This window comes from Kribbella polygonati, from assembly GCF_050320105.1.
Taxonomy (GTDB): Bacteria; Actinomycetota; Actinomycetes; order Propionibacteriales; family Kribbellaceae; genus Kribbella.
Genome location: NZ_CP190129.1, coordinates 2,097,453 through 2,113,949, shown reverse-complemented (window position 1 = coordinate 2,113,949; position 16,497 = coordinate 2,097,453). Strand labels below are relative to the sequence as shown.

The 16,497-nt window shown below is 70.1% G+C and carries 20 protein-coding genes; 11 read left to right on the top strand and 9 right to left on the bottom strand.

The window, feature by feature from the left end:
* Nucleotides 1-64: 64 nt before the first annotated feature.
* Nucleotides 65-1,018, bottom strand: coding sequence for a DUF389 domain-containing protein (locus ACQHIV_RS10005; protein ID WP_427896449.1), 954 nt, complete (start codon nucleotides 1,016-1,018; stop codon nucleotides 65-67).
* A 97-nt stretch (nucleotides 1,019-1,115) separates the two neighbouring features.
* Between ACQHIV_RS10005 and ACQHIV_RS10000 the strand changes: the two genes are divergently transcribed.
* The gene (locus tag ACQHIV_RS10000) at nucleotides 1,116-2,513 is read left to right on the top strand and encodes an APC family permease (protein WP_427893203.1); all 1,398 of its coding nucleotides are present in this window, start codon (nucleotides 1,116-1,118) and stop codon (nucleotides 2,511-2,513) included.
* On the opposite strand, the gene ACQHIV_RS09995 is transcribed toward ACQHIV_RS10000, so the two are convergent.
* On the bottom strand, nucleotides 2,455-3,648 hold the full coding sequence (locus ACQHIV_RS09995; protein ID WP_427893202.1) for a Cmx/CmrA family chloramphenicol efflux MFS transporter: 1,194 nt from the start codon (nucleotides 3,646-3,648) through the stop codon (nucleotides 2,455-2,457). The two genes, ACQHIV_RS10000 and ACQHIV_RS09995, sit on opposite strands and share 59 nt — an antisense overlap.
* Before the next feature lie 109 nt (nucleotides 3,649-3,757).
* On the opposite strand from ACQHIV_RS09995, the gene ACQHIV_RS09990 reads away from it, so the two are divergent.
* Complete coding sequence (locus ACQHIV_RS09990) at nucleotides 3,758-4,366, top strand: rhomboid family intramembrane serine protease (protein WP_427893201.1); 609 nt, start codon at nucleotides 3,758-3,760, stop codon at nucleotides 4,364-4,366.
* On the opposite strand, the gene ACQHIV_RS09985 is transcribed toward ACQHIV_RS09990, so the two are convergent.
* The gene (locus tag ACQHIV_RS09985) at nucleotides 4,359-5,291 is read right to left on the bottom strand and encodes a threonine/serine dehydratase (RefSeq protein ID WP_427893200.1); all 933 of its coding nucleotides are present in this window, start codon (nucleotides 5,289-5,291) and stop codon (nucleotides 4,359-4,361) included. The two genes, ACQHIV_RS09990 and ACQHIV_RS09985, sit on opposite strands and share 8 nt — an antisense overlap.
* A gap of 51 nt (nucleotides 5,292-5,342) precedes the next feature.
* Between ACQHIV_RS09985 and ACQHIV_RS09980 the strand changes: the two genes are divergently transcribed.
* A complete protein-coding gene (locus ACQHIV_RS09980; RefSeq protein ID WP_427893199.1) occupies nucleotides 5,343-7,223 on the top strand; it encodes a propionyl-CoA synthetase in 1,881 nt (626 codons plus the stop codon).
* On the opposite strand, the gene ACQHIV_RS09975 is transcribed toward ACQHIV_RS09980, so the two are convergent.
* On the bottom strand, nucleotides 7,188-7,973 hold the full coding sequence (locus ACQHIV_RS09975) for an alpha/beta fold hydrolase (RefSeq protein WP_427893198.1): 786 nt from the start codon (nucleotides 7,971-7,973) through the stop codon (nucleotides 7,188-7,190). The two genes, ACQHIV_RS09980 and ACQHIV_RS09975, sit on opposite strands and share 36 nt — an antisense overlap.
* Before the next feature lie 17 nt (nucleotides 7,974-7,990).
* Here ACQHIV_RS09975 and ACQHIV_RS09970 point away from each other — a divergent pair, with 17 nt between their 5' ends.
* Entirely contained in the window at nucleotides 7,991-8,641 is a 651-nt protein-coding gene (locus ACQHIV_RS09970) for an SDR family oxidoreductase (RefSeq protein WP_427893197.1), read from the top strand.
* Nucleotides 8,642-8,673: 32 nt separating this feature from the next.
* On the top strand, nucleotides 8,674-9,102 hold the full coding sequence (locus ACQHIV_RS09965) for an OsmC family protein (RefSeq protein ID WP_427893196.1): 429 nt from the start codon (nucleotides 8,674-8,676) through the stop codon (nucleotides 9,100-9,102).
* On the opposite strand, the gene ACQHIV_RS09960 is transcribed toward ACQHIV_RS09965, so the two are convergent.
* The 3 genes from ACQHIV_RS09960 to ACQHIV_RS09950 are packed head-to-tail and all read right to left on the bottom strand — an operon-like array spanning nucleotide 9,092 to nucleotide 11,184.
* The gene (locus tag ACQHIV_RS09960; protein ID WP_427893195.1) at nucleotides 9,092-9,868 is read right to left on the bottom strand and encodes an SDR family oxidoreductase; all 777 of its coding nucleotides are present in this window, start codon (nucleotides 9,866-9,868) and stop codon (nucleotides 9,092-9,094) included. The two genes, ACQHIV_RS09965 and ACQHIV_RS09960, sit on opposite strands and share 11 nt — an antisense overlap.
* Complete coding sequence (locus tag ACQHIV_RS09955; protein WP_427893194.1) at nucleotides 9,865-10,704, bottom strand: hypothetical protein; 840 nt, start codon at nucleotides 10,702-10,704, stop codon at nucleotides 9,865-9,867. The genes ACQHIV_RS09960 and ACQHIV_RS09955 overlap by 4 nt, the downstream gene beginning before the upstream one ends.
* 18 nt (nucleotides 10,705-10,722) lie before the next feature.
* Nucleotides 10,723-11,184 (bottom strand): Lrp/AsnC family transcriptional regulator, encoded by a 462-nt coding sequence (locus ACQHIV_RS09950; RefSeq protein WP_427893193.1) that lies wholly within the window; start codon nucleotides 11,182-11,184, stop codon nucleotides 10,723-10,725.
* 94 nt (nucleotides 11,185-11,278) lie between these two features.
* Here ACQHIV_RS09950 and ACQHIV_RS09945 point away from each other — a divergent pair, with 94 nt between their 5' ends.
* Entirely contained in the window at nucleotides 11,279-12,094 is an 816-nt protein-coding gene (locus ACQHIV_RS09945; RefSeq protein ID WP_427893192.1) for an LLM class flavin-dependent oxidoreductase, read from the top strand.
* Complete coding sequence (locus tag ACQHIV_RS09940; RefSeq protein WP_427893191.1) at nucleotides 12,084-12,509, top strand: nucleoside deaminase; 426 nt, start codon at nucleotides 12,084-12,086, stop codon at nucleotides 12,507-12,509. Before ACQHIV_RS09945 ends, ACQHIV_RS09940 begins: the two co-directional genes overlap by 11 nt.
* 35 nt (nucleotides 12,510-12,544) lie before the next feature.
* On the opposite strand, the gene ACQHIV_RS09935 is transcribed toward ACQHIV_RS09940, so the two are convergent.
* Complete coding sequence (locus ACQHIV_RS09935; RefSeq protein WP_427893190.1) at nucleotides 12,545-13,060, bottom strand: LppU/SCO3897 family protein; 516 nt, start codon at nucleotides 13,058-13,060, stop codon at nucleotides 12,545-12,547.
* 18 nt (nucleotides 13,061-13,078) lie between these two features.
* Between ACQHIV_RS09935 and ACQHIV_RS09930 the strand changes: the two genes are divergently transcribed.
* Complete coding sequence (locus tag ACQHIV_RS09930) at nucleotides 13,079-13,414, top strand: hypothetical protein (RefSeq protein ID WP_427893189.1); 336 nt, start codon at nucleotides 13,079-13,081, stop codon at nucleotides 13,412-13,414.
* An 84-nt stretch (nucleotides 13,415-13,498) separates the two neighbouring features.
* On the opposite strand, the gene ACQHIV_RS09925 is transcribed toward ACQHIV_RS09930, so the two are convergent.
* A complete protein-coding gene (locus tag ACQHIV_RS09925) occupies nucleotides 13,499-14,458 on the bottom strand; it encodes a helix-turn-helix transcriptional regulator (protein WP_427893188.1) in 960 nt (319 codons plus the stop codon).
* 64 nt (nucleotides 14,459-14,522) lie between these two features.
* On the opposite strand from ACQHIV_RS09925, the gene ACQHIV_RS09920 reads away from it, so the two are divergent.
* The 3 genes from ACQHIV_RS09920 to ACQHIV_RS09910 are packed head-to-tail and all read left to right on the top strand — an operon-like array spanning nucleotide 14,523 to nucleotide 16,467.
* The gene (locus tag ACQHIV_RS09920) at nucleotides 14,523-15,470 is read left to right on the top strand and encodes a helix-turn-helix transcriptional regulator (protein WP_427893187.1); all 948 of its coding nucleotides are present in this window, start codon (nucleotides 14,523-14,525) and stop codon (nucleotides 15,468-15,470) included.
* On the top strand, nucleotides 15,470-16,159 hold the full coding sequence (locus ACQHIV_RS09915; protein WP_427893186.1) for an alpha/beta fold hydrolase: 690 nt from the start codon (nucleotides 15,470-15,472) through the stop codon (nucleotides 16,157-16,159). The genes ACQHIV_RS09920 and ACQHIV_RS09915 overlap by 1 nt, the downstream gene beginning before the upstream one ends.
* Entirely contained in the window at nucleotides 16,156-16,467 is a 312-nt protein-coding gene (locus ACQHIV_RS09910) for a DUF1905 domain-containing protein (protein WP_427893185.1), read from the top strand. Before ACQHIV_RS09915 ends, ACQHIV_RS09910 begins: the two co-directional genes overlap by 4 nt.
* The last annotated feature ends 30 nt before the right edge of the window (nucleotides 16,468-16,497 follow it).

The window sequence follows — 16,497 nt, the reverse complement described above, 5'->3', positions numbered from 1 at the left end:
GACCCCCTCGGGTGGGGTAAATCTGACGTGCCGGGCGCGCGCGGACCGGACAGGGGACGCCTGGTCAAGCCTCAACGCGCGCGCCCGACCTGCGCTTGACCCGCAGGTAACTGCGCCAGACGACCCGCTGCAGGAGCAGCGTGAGGACGCCGGCCACCGTCATACCGGCCAGGTTGATCCCGAGCTGCGCCGCGGACCCGCCGATCTGGTGCGGCGCCCACAGCGCGAGCGACAAGGCCAGGTCGCCGGCGGCCGGAACGGTGGTGACGGAGATGAACACGCCGACGAGCGCGTTCCCGCGACCGGCCGTCTGCGACAGCACCCCGGCACAGCCGGCGAGTACGGCGACCACGGCCGACCACTTGTCCGGCCGCCAGATGAACCCGGTCAACGGACGCGCGGCGGTCACGTCGTTCACGTCCACCCACCCGACCGCACGCGCGAGCAGCGCGGCGATCGCGGTCAGCAGGATCGCGAGTACGAACCCTTTGACGAGCAGTACGAACGACGCTCGCGTGAGCCCGCGCTTGCGCAGGAACAGCCCGACGGCGAGCGCCGCGACCACTCCGAACTCCGGCCCGACCACCATCGCGCCGACGACCAGGATCGCGGAATCGGTGACCACGGCGACCGAGGCGATCATCGTCGCCAGCGTCAGGAACGCGTAGTACACCCACGACCCGCCGGCCTCGTTGTACGCCTGGTCGACGACGGCGTCCCAGATCACCGCGTCGCCCGGCGCGCCGGGTGCCGCCTTCTCCGCGGCCTGGGCGTTCCGCGACGGCGCCGAGTCGACGGCCGACAGCGCGACCGCGCCCTCGTCGTACAGGCCCTCGGTCTTCAGGAAGCCGAGGATGTCGGAGGTCGCCTCGCGGGTCACGTCGCACTCGACCACGTCGCCGTCGGGGCGGCGGGCGGCGCCGGGCAGCCGGACGATGCTGGTGACCCGCGGATCGTCGACCAAGGTGTCCAGGACGTGTTCGCTGCGCTCCGGCGGAACGATCAGTCGTAGGTGCATCACGCGCGCCATGATGCCGCAACCCGCGCGTTCGGGGTTCTCAGGTGGCTCTCAGATGCGACGATGGACGTTATGGATCCGGTCTGAGGGAGGCACGATGAGTGACGCGGCCGTGGTCGAACGTCCCGAGCTCAACCGGGTGATGGGTCCGGGGCTGCTGCTGCTCTTCGTCGTCGGGGACATCCTGGGCACCGGCGTGTACGCGCTGACCGGGAAGGTGGCCGGTGAGGTCGGCGGTGCGGTCTGGCTGCCGTTCCTGTGCGCGTTCGTGGTCGCGATGCTGACCGCGACCAGTTACCTCGAGCTGGTCACGAAGTACCCGAAAGCCGGCGGCGCGGCCGTCTACACGCACAAGGCGTTCGGCATCCACTTCCTCACGTTCCTGCTGACGTTCGCGGTGATGTGCTCCGGCCTGACGTCGGCGTCCAGCGCGTCGAAGGCGTTCGCGGCGAACTTCTTCTCGGCCGCGCACCTCGACCCGGACCGTGGCGCGCTGCTGATGATCACCGCGCTCGGCTTCATGACACTGATCGCGCTGGTCAACCTGCGCGGCGTGGGTGAGAGCGTGAAGGCGAACGTCGTGCTGACCTGCGTCGAGCTGAGCGGCCTGCTGATCGTGATCGGGGTCGGCGCCTGGGCGCTGATCGGCGGCGGCGGCGACACCTCCCGGCTGACCGACTTCCACGTGCCGGCGGGGGAGTCGCCGTTCGGTGCGGTGACGGCGGCGACCGCGCTGGCGTTCTTCGCGATGGTCGGGTTCGAGGACTCGGTGAACATGGCCGAGGAGACCAAGGACCCGGTCCGGATCTTCCCGCGGATGATGCTGATCGGGCTGAGCATCACCGGCGTCATCTACGTGCTGGTCGCGATCTCCGCGGTCGCGCTGGTCTCGCCGGACGAGCTGAACAAGGGCGCGACACCGCTGCTCAAGGTCGTCCAGGCGGGTGCGCCCGGGTTCCCGCTCGAGGTGTTCGCGTGGATCACGATGTTCGCGGTCGCGAACTCGGCGCTGATCAACATGCTGATGGCGAGCCGCCTGCTGTACGGGATGTCCCACGAGCGGGTGCTGCCCGGCCCGCTCGGACGCGTCCTGCACAAGCGGCGCACGCCGTACATCGCGATCCTCTTCACCACGCTGCTCGCGTTCTTCCTGATCGGATACGCCGACCTCGCGGCCCTCGGAGGTACGACGGCGTTCCTGCTGCTGTGCGTCTTCGCGGTCGTGAACGTCGCGGTGCTGGTGCTGCGCCGGGACAAGGTCGAGCACAAGCACTTCCACGCACCCACCGCGCTGCCGGTCGTGGGCGTCGTACTGTGCGTGTACCTGGCGAGCCCGTTGTCGGGGCGGGACTCGGCGGACTACAAGATCGCCGGCTGGCTGATGCTCGTCGGGGTCGGGCTGTGGGCGCTGACGTGGCTGCTGAACAAGTACGTGTTCAAGCGGCACGCCGACTTCGATCCGACGCACCTCGATCCGCAGGGACCGGTGAACTGACCAGCGCGGCGAAGAGCACCGTCGCGAGCGCCGCCAGTCCGGTCGCGACCGCGATCCAGCCGAGGGTCGGGTAGCCCGCGCCGGCGTCGAGCGCGAGGCCGCCGAGCCACGGGCCGGCGGTGATGCCGACGTTGAACGCGGAGAAGTTGGTGGCGGTCGCGAGCGTCGGCGCGTCCCCGGCCAGGCTGAAGACGCGAGCGTTCAGGGCCGGGTTCGCGGCGAAGCCGAAGGCACCCAGGAACACGATCACAGCGATCGCCAGGACGGCGACGTGGGCGGTCAGGGCGAGTACGGCGGACAGCGTGACCAGTCCGGTGATGCTGATGAACAACGTGTGGAACGGGAGCGCGTCGGCGAATCGGCCGCCGATGGTGATGCCGATGAACGACCCGAGACCGTAGAGCGCGAGGACGCCCGGGACGACGGCGGGCGGGATGTGGGCGGCCTGGGTGAGGAGCGGCGCCAGGTAGCTGAAGACGATCAGGATCGTCGCGGTGACCAGCGCCGTGGTGGCGAAGGCCAGCCAGAGGCGGGTGTTGCGGAGCGCCCGGAGTTCCTCGCGCAGGCGGGGCGCGGTCGCGGGATCGGGCCGTCCGGCGGGGACGGTGGTGACGACACCGGCCATCGCGAGTACGCACAGGCCGGCGACGGTCCAGAACGCCGACTGCCAGCCGAGGTGCTGACCGAGGACGGTCCCGAGGGGCAGGCCGATGATCGTCGCGATCGTGAGCCCGCCGGTCACGACGCTCATCGCGCGGGCGCGGGCGTTCGACGGCACCAGCGCCACGACCGTCACCGCGGCCACCGACCAGAATCCGGCGTACACGAACGCGCCGACGATTCGGGTCGCGAGCAGTACGGCGTAACTGGTGGTCAGGGCGCCCGCGACATGGGTGATCGCGAAGATCGCGAGGAAGACGAGCAGCGCCGTACGCCGGGACCAGGTGAGCGTGACGACCGCGAGCACCGGGGCTCCGACGAGCATGCCCGCCGCGAACGCGGAGATCAGCAGACCCGCCTGCGGGATCGAGACGTGCAGGTCCGTAGCCAGCTCGGGGAGCAGCCCGGCGAGCATCAGCTCCGACGTGCCCTGCGCGAAGATGCTCAGGCCAAGGACGTAGACAGCGATCGGCATCGTTCCCCCTCACTCGACGAGTGCCACTCGCAGTATCGCAGACGTCACGTTCCGCTGTCGCCGCGCCTGTCAAGGTCTGAGACTTGGCCGGATGCGGCATCGTAGGGGTATGAGCTTCCAGACGCCGGCGAAGCGGACCGGGCGGACTGTGGACACCGCGAAGGTCGGTGGTGGGCTGAAGCTGCTCGCGGGCCTGGTCGGGCTGATGTGGCTCATCGAGGTCGTCGACACCGCGATGCACGGCGACCTGAACCAGTACGGGATCATCTCCCGGCAGCCGCGTGGCCTGGTCGGGATCCTGACCTCGCCGTTCCTGCACATGGGGTTCGGGCACCTGATCTCGAACACGCTGCCGCTGGTCACGCTCGGCGCGCTGATCGCGGTGAGTGGCGCGGCCCGGCTGGCGTCGGTGACCGCGATCGTGACCGTGCTGGGCGGGTTCGGGACCTGGCTGATCTCACCGCCGAACGTGATCACGATCGGCGCGAGCGGCCTGGTCTTCGGGTACGCGTCGTACCTGATCGTCCGCGGGCTGTTCAACCGGCGGATCGGTCAGGTGCTGGTCGGGATCGTCGTGATCATGGTCTGGGGGAGCGCCCTGCTGACCAGCCTGCTGCCGCAGGACGGCATCTCCTGGCAGGGGCATCTGTGCGGCGGCATCGCCGGGCTCTTCGCGGCCTGGGTGCTCGCCGACGACAAGCAGGCTCGTACTACGTGAGCGTGCTCGGGTCGGTGTTCGCGCCGCAGAGGACCACCACGACGCGCTCGCCGTCGGCCGGTTTGTAGGCGCCCGACGTCAGGGCCGCGTACGCCGTGGCGCCGCCGTGCTCGGTGGCCAGGTGGTACGTCGCCCACAGCTGCTTGCGGGCGGCAACGATCGAATCGTCGTCGACCAGGACGGACTGTACGTGATGGCCCTGGACTGCTTGGAAGGCGAGATCGCCCAGTCTGCGGGCGCCCAGGGAGTCGGCCGCTACACCGCCGACGGGGCCGTCGGTCGGGCGTTGGGCGTGCAACGCCCGGTTCATGGTCGGGGCGAGGGCGGGCTCTACGCCGATGACCTGGGCGTTGTCGCCGATCGCGGTCGCGATTCCGCCGATCAGACCGCCGCCGCCGACGGCGACCAGGACCGTGTCGAAGTCGTCGATCTGTTCGAGGAGTTCGAGGCCGACCGTGCCCTGACCGGCGACCACCTCCGGCTGGTCGTACGCGTGCACGAGCAGCGCGCCGGACTCGCTCTGCGCCTTGAGCGCTGCCTCGTACGCGACGGCATACTCGGTGCCGACCTGCACGATGTCCGCGCCGAGCGTCCGCAGCTTGCTCAGCTTCGCGGCGGGTGTCGTCTCGGGCACGAAGATCCGGGCCGGTACGCCGAGTTCGCGGGCGGCGTACGCGGCCGCCAGCCCGTGGTTCCCGCCGGACGCGGCGACGATGCCCTGGCCGCCCAGCTCGCCGTTCTCCTTGGCGGTCAGCAACCGGTTGAAGGCGCCCCGCGGCTTGAACGAACCGGTGTGCTGCAACAGTTCGAGCTTGAAGGTCAGTCCCGGCGCCACCTCGATCACCGGAGTACGCCGGACCCGTCCGGCGATCCGCCGCGCGGCCTGCTGGATGGCCTTCTGGACGTCGTCGACACTTACCGTCATGCCCCAACCCTGCCACGATGGGGAACAGCCGACGGTTGGGAGGCCCTGCCCATGGGCGCGTACGACGAGAGTTATCGCCGGAGCCTGGACGACCCGCACGGGTTCTGGCTGGCGGCGGCCGAGGCGATCTCCTGGACGCGGCCGCCGACCCGGGCCCTGGACGCGAGTGCGGCACCGATCTTCCGGTGGTTTCCCGACGGCCAGCTGAACACGTCGTACAACGCGCTCGACCGGCACGTCGAGGCCGGCGACGGCGACCGCACCGCGCTCATCTACGACTCGCCGGTGACGGGCAGCTCCGCGAGCTTCACCTACGCCGAGCTGCGCGACGACGTCGCCCGGTTCGCCGGCGCACTCGCTTCTCTCGGGGTCGGCAAAGGTGACAGGGTCATCGTCTACATGCCGATGATCCCGGAGGCGGTCGTCGCCATGCTCGCCTGCGCGCGCCTCGGCGCGATCCACTCGGTCGTGTTCGGCGGCTTCGCGCCCCGCGAACTCGCCGCCCGGATCGAGGACGCCGGCCCGAAGGTGATCGTCGCCGCGTCCTGCGGGATCGAGCCGACCCGGGTGGTCGAGTACAAGCCGATCATCGACGAGGCGCTGACCATCTCGTCGCACCAGCCCGAGCACACGATCGTCTTCCAGCGACCGCAGGCCGAAGCGCACTTGGGGGAGCGGGATCTCGACTGGTCCTCGCTGGTGGCCCAGCCGGCCGACCCCGTACCGGTCGCCGCGACCGACCCGCTCTACATCCTCTACACCTCCGGAACGACGGGACGCCCGAAAGGCGTGGTCCGCGACAACGGCGGGCATGCGGTCGCGCTGGCCTGGACGATGCGCAACGTGTACGACATCGGCCCGGGCGACGTGTGGTGGACGGCCTCGGACGTCGGCTGGGTCGTCGGCCACTCGTACATCGTCTATGCGCCGCTCCTGGTCGGCGCGACAACCGTCCTGTACGAAGGCAAACCGGTCGGTACGCCGGATGCCGGCGCGTTCTGGCGGGTGATCTCCGAGCACGGCGCGAAGGCGCTGTTCACCGCGCCGACCGCGATCCGGGCGATCAAGAAGGTGGACCCCGAGGCGGCCGAGCTGGCGAAGTACCCGATGGACACGTTCCGGACGTTGTTCCTGGCGGGGGAGCGGCTGGACCCGGAGACGTACCACTGGGCGCACGAGCACCTCGACGTACCGGTCGTCGACCACTGGTGGCAGACCGAGACCGGCTGGCCGATCGCCGCGAACCCGCGCGGGCTGGAGCCGCTGCCGACCAAGCCGGGGTCGGCGACCGTGCCGATGCCGGGGTGGAACGTGCAGATCCTCGACCTGAACGGCAAGGAACTGCTGCCGCACGAGGAAGGCTCGATCGCGATCAAGCTACCGCTCCCGCCGGGCGCACTGCCGACGCTGTGGGGCGACGACCAGCGCTACATCGACAGCTACCTGAAGGAGTACGACGGGTATTACCTCACCGGTGACGGCGGCTACATCGACGACGACGGCTATATCTTCGTGATGGGCCGCACCGACGACGTGATCAACGTCGCCGGCCACCGGCTGTCGACCGGGTCGATCGAGGCGGTCGTGGCGTCGAACCCGGCCGTCGCGGAGTGCGCGGTGATCGGGGTGCACGACGCGTTGAAGGGACAGTTGCCGCGCGCCTTCGTCGTCCTGAAGGCGGGGGCCACGGTCACCGACGACGTACTGCGCGACGAACTGGTGGCGGCGGTACGCCGGGAGATCGGGCCGGTGGCGGCGTTCCGGGACGTGTCGGTGGTGGACGCGCTGCCGAAGACCCGGTCCGGGAAGATCCTGCGCCGGACGATGCGCGGCATCGCCGACGGCCGCGACGAGCCGGTCCCGTCGACGATCGAGGACGCCGCCGTACTCGACGCACTACGCCCGGTCCTGCGCGGCGCCCAGGAAGGCTAGTACGGCGGGACTCGCCACCTCACGGAACTCGTGGAAGTACGCGTGCCGGGCGCCTTCGATCAGCTCGGCGCGCGCGTTCGGGATCCGGCCGGCGAGGAGCTCGGCGTTGGCGACCGGGCTGAAGACGTCGTCGGTGCCGTGCAGGATCAGCGTCGGCGCGGTGATGCCCGGCAGGCCGTCCCACGCGTCGTGCCGGTTGCTGGCGACGAGGTGACGGCCCTTGGCGTACGGCGGCATCGTCTTGTCGCCGAGCACGTAGTACGGACCGGCGTTGTTCGCGAGCCAGGCCGGCGTGTACATCAGATCGAGTAGCACGCTGTCGGTCTTCGCCGGGTCGGCCAGTGCCTTGCGGATCTCCTGGCTCCGTTCGTACCCGTGGGCCGCTCCGGGTGAGGTGCAGCCGAGGACGAGTCTGTCGACCCGCTCCGGTGCGTCGATCGCGAGCCATTGCGCGACGCGCCCACCCATCGAGGTCCCATAGATATGGGCGGAGTTCACCCCAAGAGCGTCCAGCACAGCGACCACGTCCTGCGCGAACGCGCGCGTGCTGTACACCTCATCCGGCTTGCCGCTGCTCCCCGTACCCCTCCAGTCCAGGGATATCGTCTGGTGCTGCTCCTCGAAATCCATTCGCACCGGGTCCCACCACGTATGGTCGTTCGACTGCCCCGCCAGCAACACAAGTGGTTGCCCCTCGCCACGAACCTGGTAGGCGATCTGTGTCCCGTCGATGGCTGCTGCGAATGGCACGGAGATAGTGTGCAGGTATGCGAGTCGTCATTGCAGGTGGACACGGACAGATCGCGCTGCGCCTGACCCGGCTGCTGAGCGCGGACGGTCATCAGGTGGTCGGCATCGTGCGCAACCCGGACCACGAGGCGGACATCGCCGCGGCCGGCGGGCAGGCCGCCGTACTCGACCTGGAGCAGGCCGACGCAGCTGCCGTTGCCGGCGTACTGCGTGGTGCCGACGTCGCGATCTTCGCCGCCGGTGCGGGTCCGGGGAGTGGGAACGCCCGGAAGGACACCGTCGACCGCGGAGCGGCCGCGCTGTTCGCTGACGGCGCGGAGCAGGCCGGCGTACGGCGGCACCTCCAGGTCGGCTCGATGGGCGCGGACCGGGCCGACTCGCTGACCGACGACGCGACGTTCACGGTGTACCTGAAGGCGAAGTGGGCGGCCGAGGAGGACCTGCGCGCCCGCGACCTGGACTGGACGGTACTGCGGCCCGGCAGCCTGACCGACGACCCCGGCACCGGCACGGTGTACCTCGCCGACAAAACCGGGAACGGCCGGATCACCCGGGACGACGTCGCGCTCGTGCTCGCCGGGCTGTGCGACACCCCGGCCGCGATCGGCCGCACCCTCGAACTCGTGGCCGGCGACACCCCGGTCCGCGAGGCCCTGCAGAACCTCTAACGTTGCCACAAGCAACAGAATGTGACGGAACGATGGCAGACACACTCCGCCAGGTCAGCTTCGAACGCGTGGCGAACAGCAGCTACGAGGTGAAGAACGCCCGCGGCGGCAGCATCCGGGTCGGTTCCGGCGGCGAGGACACCGACTTCACCCCGGTCGAGCTGCTGCTGGCCGCGATCGGCACCTGCTCGGCGATCGACGTCGACATCGTGGTCAGCCGGCGCGCGGAGCCGACCGAGTTCAGCGCGGTGGTCAAGGGCGACAAGATCCGCGACGCCGACGAGGGCAACCGGATGCAGAACCTGGCGATCGAGTTCACCGTGCACTTCCCCGAGGGCGAGGACGGCGACAAGGCCCGCGAGGCACTCCCACGCGCGGTGAAGATGTCGCACGACCGCCTCTGCACGGTCAGCCGCACCGTCGAGCTCGGCACCCCGGTCACCACCACGGTCAACGACTGAGGAACTCCGAGGGCGCCCGGAGGCGGGTGCGCAGCAGGCTCTGCGTGGTGCGGGTGTCGAGGCGGATGTCCGACAGCGCCCCTGGTTCGGACGGTAGGTCGTCCGGGGCGAGGCCGTCACGGGTGGCGATCAGGCGGCCGAGGGCGTGGCGGCTCAGCGGTTCGGGGCCGGCGACGTGGGTGATGCCTTCGACGTCGAGGAGCAGCAGCTCGAGCAGGGCAGACGCCAGGTCGGTGACGTGGATCGGGCAGCGGATGTTCGCGGTGTAGAACGAGCCGGGTTCGCCGGCGGCGAGACGTCGTACCCGGCGTTCTTCCACCGAGGCGCCGTCCGAGCCGATGATCAGCGACGTACGGGCGATGACCGCGTCCGGGCGGAGTGCCCGGACGGCGGTCTCGGCCGCTGCCTTGGCGGCGCCGTACGGCGTGGTCGGGCAGGGCTGCTCGGACTCGCGGTAAGGCGTAGCGCGGGAGCCGAACACCGCATCGGTCGACACGAACACCAGCCGCACGCCCTCGGCCGCGAGCGCGACGTTGACCGCGCCGGTGGCGGTGGTCTCCCAGTCGTCCTGCTTGTACGCGGTGTGGATGATCCCGTCCGGCGCGACCTCCCGGATCACGTCGCGGACCTGGTCGGGCCGCCGTACGTCCAGCTGAACGCCGCCCGCGACCGGCTGCGAGTGGTACGCCGGGACGACGTCGTGCGGCGCGACCCGCAGGAGTTCACGCCCCAGGAGTCCCGCGGCGCTGGTGACGAGCAGCCTCACAGCACAACCCTATGGCGTTCGAGCCGCCAGCCGGCGGTCCGCGTGGCGCGCTTCACCTCCGCCACCGTCCGTACCTTGCGCGGCGACTTCCACGCCTGCGACGGCTTGTGCAGCATCCACCCGTCGCCGATCGTCAGCCCCGCGTGCTCCACCAGCCCCTCGGCGTTCCGCCATACGAAGACCGTGCCCGGTACGTCGTCCTTCCCGCCACGCTCGGTGTGCGCCGCCAGCCACTCCCCGAACGGCTCGCGCACCATCCACACGTGCTCAGCCCCCTCAACCCCACACGCCGCCATCACAGTCCCGAAGCAGTTCGGCCCACTCCCATCCGCAAACGTCCCCGCCAACTCCCGCACCCGCGGCAGCGCCCGCGGCCACCTGCGAACCTCCGCATGCCTACTCGGTCCTAGGTCCTCGCTGACGATCCCCGGCAGTACCGCCTTCGGATCCCGCAGCAACGACTTCCACCACACAAACCGATGCCCGTCCGCCTGCTGCCGCGCACCAGGCCCCACAACACCGGCCCACCTCCGCACGGTCGGCACGGACCCTCGCCCATGGTTCACCTGCGCCCGCACCAAGGCAGCCCGAGTCGCCTTGGGAAGTTCGCCGTACGTCGCCTCGCTCAGCCACGCCGTACGCGCCGCCTTCGCATCGATCGCGTAGATCCAGTACGTGTCGCGGTCCTCGCGGCTCGGCTCGCGGTCGTCGGTGCCGAGCTGCCACGCGTTCGCCTGCTTCGGCGTGACGAAGAACGGCTGCTCGTCCGGTGCGAGCCAGTCGCCCCAGCGGTCGAGCAGGTCGGGGGAGACGGCGATACCGAGGACGGTCAGCATCGGGACACGCTCTCATCCTCAGGGCTGTCCGGCCACCGGCTTTTGCGGGCCGCGGTACGCTTGCGTCTGCGAGTAGACGAGGTTGGTCGTCGTACTGCCGAAGTCGGTCAGCTCGTTGACCAGCTCCTCCAGGTGCGGCATCGACGCCGCGGCCACCTTCAGCGTGTAGCAGTCGTCGCCGGTGGTCCGCAGGCACTCCAGGATCTCGCCGCGCTCGGCCAGCAGCCGGTGCAGCGGCTCGTGCTTGTTGCCGGGGTACTTCAGCCGGACGACGGCCAGCACCGGGTAGCCGACCTTCGTCAGGTCGACCTCGGCGCGGTACCCGGTGATCACGCCGATCGACTCCAGCCGCCGGACCCGCTCGGTGGTCGCGGACGCGCTCAGGCTCACCCGCCGGCCGAGCTCGGTCAGGGACAGCCGGGCGTCGGCCTGCAGCTCGTCGAGGATCGCCCAGTCGGTCGGATCGAGACTCTCGGTCATCCGGCCAATCTACCGGTGATTCCACGGCTGATGGCCTGATGCGCCGTGAGGAATCTCTTCAAGCAGGCGGCCTCGCCTGGATAGCCTGATGGGCATGGAACTCGGGGTGAACGTGCCGAACTTCGGGCCGGGGACGAACCCGGCGCGGCTGCGCGACTGGGCCCGGGTCGTCGAAGGACTCGGGTACGACCTGCTGATGGTGTCGGACCACGTGGTCGTCACGCCGGACGTCGCCGAGCAGTACCCGGAGCCGTTCTACGAGCCGTTCACCACGCTGAGCTGGCTGGCCGGCATCACCGACCGGGTCCGGCTCGGCACCACGGTACTGATCGCGCCGTACCGGCATCCGTTGCTCACGGCAAGGATGACGGCGAACCTGAACGCGCTCAGCGACGGCCGGCTCGTGCTCGGCGTCGGCGCGGGTTGGGCGCGGCAGGAGTTCGAGGCGCTCGGTGCGGACTTCGCCGCCCGCGGCCGCCGTACCGACGAGGTGCTGGCGGAGCTGCGGGGCCTGGTTCCGTTGTGGGTGGGCGGCAGCAGTACGCCGGCGCTCCGGCGGAGCGTGCGGTACGCCGACGCGTGGCACCCGCTGCGGCAGACTGTTACGGAGTTGCGGGCCGGCCTGGCGCGGCTGCGGGCGCTCTCGGCGGAGGCGAACCGGCCGGTACCAGGGTTCGCGCCGCGGATCCTGCTCCGGCTGACCGGCGACCCGCTGCCGGACGATGATCGGATCGCGGGCGAAGGATCGGTCGACCAGGTGCTGCGGGACCTCGCCGTACTGCGGGACCTCGGCGCCGGGAGCGTCGTACTCGACCCGTTCGTCGGTGATCCGGCGGAGACCGAGCGGCCGGAGACGGCGTGGCAGGCGTTGGCAACGATTGCGGAGAACTGGAGACGACGTGACACCTGAAGCAGAAGGATTCCTGCGCCGAGCGATCGCGCTGGCCACGGCGTCGCGGGAGGCCGGCGACCCGCCGTTCGGCTCGCTGCTGGTCGGCCCGGACGGCGACGTACTCGCGGAGGACCACAACACCACGATCAGCGAGGGCAACATCAGCTTCCACCCCGAGCTGAAGCTGGCGGTCTGGGCCGCGCAGCACCTGACGCCGGAGGCAGCGGCCGGCACGACCATGTACACCAGCTGCCAGCCGTGCGAGATGTGCACGGGCGCCCTGGCACGCTCAGGCCTGGGCAAGGTCGTGTTCGCACTGTCAGGCGAGCAGTTGAACGGCCTCAAGACCACAGGCAACTTCACAGGCGTCCCACTGGAAGGCCCTGCCCTGTACGACGAGGCCCGCGTGCCCGTCGAGGGCTACTACAGCTGAGGAAGCGGGGTCCCGCAGTCGGGACCCCGCCGTACTCACTTGATCTTCGCCAGGCAGAGCGTGTAGTCGTTCTTCTCGTCGACGTACGTCGCGTCGGCGTCGTCACCGCACTGGCTCTCGTCCGTCGAGTTGAGCTTGTCGATGACCCGGTATTCCGCGTCGGACGAGCTGCACGCGACGACCTTCACGTCGGGGTTGCTCGACGTGCCCTTGTTGACGACGCAGGCGCCGACCGTGGCCTTGTTCTCGACCGAGTTCAGGTTGCCGACGATCAGCAGCGCGATCAACGCGAACGGCAGCAGCAGCATCAGGATCGCCGGGCGCTGGAACAGCGGCTTGCCCGGGTTCATCGGCCGGCCCGGACCGGGCGACGGCTCCGGAAGCTTCTTGAACTTCTGCATCGGGCCGATGTTCATCAGCATCGTGATCGGGTTGATGATCGACGAGCCGATGCCCCACCAGCCTTGCCAGAGGCTCTTCGAGGTCATGTCGCGGACCGACGCGACCCCACACGTGCGGCAGAACGGGCCCTGCAGCTTGAGGAACCGCATCAGGATGATCATGCCCTGGTGGCCGCGGACAGTTGCCTGTACCGCCGGGTACCCGCCGCAGAAGCGGCACACCATCTGGCCCTGCGGCGCGGCATACGCCTGCTGCGGGAACGACTGGCCTTGCTGACCCGGGTACTGGCCCTGCTGCTGACCGGGCTGCTGGTACTGGCCGTACTGCGGTGCCTGCTGGCCCGGCTGACCGGCGTACTGCTGCTGGTACGGCCCGGGCTGGCCCTGGTACTGCGGGGCCTGCTGGCCTGGGTACTGCTGGCCCTGCTGGTGGTCCTGCGGGCCGGGCTGGCCGTACTGCGGGAACTGCTGCGGTGGCGGGCCGTAACCGTCCGGCTGACCTGAGTACGGGCCTTGCGGCGGCTGGGGAGGGGATGTGGTCACGAATGGTTCCTGAGGCTTGATCGGGACACGCTGAACCATGGCACCTTACTCACCCGGGTGGTCCACCGCGGCGTACCGGTCGGTCAATTCCCGGCCAAGACGGGCCAGTTCCGCCCGGACCGACGGCGGATCGACCACCTCGATCGACCCGCCCCAGCCGGCCAGGTGCTGCGCGATCATCAACGGCGTCGGCGCGGTCACCCGGACCCGGACGCGCTCGCCGACCGTGCCGTCGACCTCGCAGTGGCGGCCGAGCCGGTCCCGCATCACCCACACGAACCGCTCGTCCATCAGCACTGTTGCCGTCAGCCCCGATCGGCGTTCCTCCATCCGTTCGACGATCTCGGCCCAGGCCGACGACAGTTCGAAGTCGCCCGGTCGCTCGAAGGAGTCACCGGTCGGCTCCGCGGTGTCGATCCGGTCGACGCGGAACGTCCGCCGGCCGTCGGCGGTCCCCGCGAGCAGGTACCAGACGTCGTCCTTGTCGACGAGCCCGAGCGGTTCGACGACCCGTTCGGACGGGTCGCGGCCGCGGCCGGAGTAGACCAATCGCAGCCGTTCCCGGCGTACGACGGCGTCCTGGAGGCGGCGTACCAGCTCCGGCCGTTCCTTCACGTGCTCGCCCCAGCGCGCCGGGTCGATCACGACTGCTTCGGCGGCCGCCTGTGCGTGCTCGCGGAAGGTGTCCGGCAGCGCGCGGACGAGCTTGCGGAGCGCGGCCTTCGCGTCCGGGGCGATCGAGGCCGCCGGGCCGACGAGCAGGAACAGCGCCTGCGCCTCGGTCGCGGACAGGCCGCTCAGATCGGTACGGGCACCGCCGACCAGTTGCCAGCCACCGTTCCGCCCAGGCTGTGGATAGACCGGGATGCCGGCTGTGGACAACGCCTCCAGATCGCGGCGCGCGGTCGCCACCGAGATCTCCAGCTCCGCCGCGACCTCGGCCGCCGTCACCCGCCCGCGGGCCTGCATCAGCAACAGCACCGCCACCAACCGATCCGCCCGCACCCGACGATCCTCCCAGACTGGGCTACCCTCGGAACCGGACGGACTTCTTCCGGAACGGTGGACGATGGCGTACGACGTGAGCCCGACCGCGCGCACCCTGATGGTGCTGGAGCTGATCCAGAACCGGCCCGGCATCACCGCGGAACAACTCGGCGACAAGCTCTGCGTCTCCGAACGCGCCGCCCGCCGGTACGTCGCGATCCTGCGCGAGGCCGACATCCCGATCGAGTCGACGCGCGGCCCGTACGGCGGCTATCGCGTCGGCCGCGGGCTCCGGCTGCCGCCGCTGATGTTCAGCACCACCGAGGCGCTCGGCCTGGTGATGGCGGTCCTCGAAGGCCCCCGAGGTACGGCGGACCCGGTCGAGACCGCGCTCGGCAAGATCATCCGCGTCCTGCCCGAACCCGTCGCCCGCGCCACCGACGCCGTCCGCCGGGTCAGCGCCCGCGGCCCCGATCCCGGCGTACGGACGCCCGACCCGGAGATCACCGCCGCACTGGTGTCGCACAGCACCGAGCACCGCCGGATCACCCTCCAGTACCGGCGCCACCAGAGCGAGTTCCCGATGGACGTCGACCCGTGGGCGGTCGTCGTACGCCGCGGCCGCTGGTACCTGCTGTGCTGGTCCCACACGAAGGACGCCCAACGGGTCCTCCGCGTCGACAAGATCACCCGCGTCGAACCCCAACCCACCACCTTCACCCCACCCGCCGACCTCGACGCACTGGCGATGGTCGAAGAGCACCTCGCGATGGGCTGGAAGTACCCCATCGAGGTCGAGATCGACGCCCCACGCGACGACACCGCCTGCTGGATCCCCCGCAGCATGGGCCGCCTGGAACCCATCGACGAAACCCACACCCGCCTCCTCGCCAGCACCGACGAGCCCACCTGGTACGCCGCCCAACTGACCGCCATCCAGGCCCCCTACCGAATCCTCGCCAGCCCCGAACTCCAATCCGCCTCCCACCAACTCTCCCAACGCCTCCTAGCCGCCAGCACCCTCGCCTGATGCTCACCTGGGGGTCGGGCGAGCACCTGGTCCTACTGATCCACGGGATGCTCGGCGCGGCGACGCAGTACCACGAGCTCGGCCCGGCTCTCGCCGGCTACGGATATCGCGTGGTCGCCGTCGACCTGCCGGGGCACGGCGCGGCGGCGCCCGGCGAGACCATGGAGGACTTTGTGGCTGCGGTCGTGGAAGCCGCCGACAGGCGTCCGGCACTCGCGATCGGACACTCGCTCGGGGCGATCGTCCTGTGGGAGGCATTGGCCGAGCTGCGGCCTGAGCGGGCGGTGTATGTCGACGTACCGCTGGACGGGGGTGGTCCCTCGCGCCGGTCGGCTGATGAGCTGCGAGCACACTTCGCGCGGTCGCGGGCTGCTCGCAACGAGGGGCAGTTGCGTGGGAGCCGTCCCGGGTGGTCCGCCGAGGACTGTCGGGTGGAGGCTCGGGCGGCGGAGCAGTTCGATGTCGAGACGGCCGTCGCACTGGAACGCTCGTACGCCGGACGGCCCGCGCTTCGGACGAGCGTGCCGTCGTTGGTGGTGCGGGCGGATCCGAGCCGATACGTGTCGGCGGAGCGCGCCCGGGAGCTGGAAGCGCTGGGATTCTGCGTCCGCGGGATCGACGGTGCAGGGCATTCTGTCTGGTACGGGCGAGTGGACGACTTCCTGCGAGCGCTGGACGGGTGGCTGTGAACGAGATCGAGTTTGCCGGGGAGATCTGGTATTGGCGCGGACCGGCGCCGTGGTACTTCGTGACGGTGCCGGAGGAGGAGTGTGGGTACTTCGAGGCGGAGGCCGGGCGGGTTTCCTACGGGTGGGGGATGATTCCGGTGACCGCGGAGATCGGGGGGAGCGAGTGGGCTACCTCGATGTTTCCGAAGGACGGGCGGTACGTGCTGCCGGTGAAGGCGTCGGTTCGCCGGGCGGAGGATCTGGACGACGGGGACGTCGCGACGGTCCGGTTGCGGTTGCGGTCCTGGACTGTCGGTGGGCGCGGCTAGCGTTCGGTCGTACAGGTTCAAGCGGAAGGA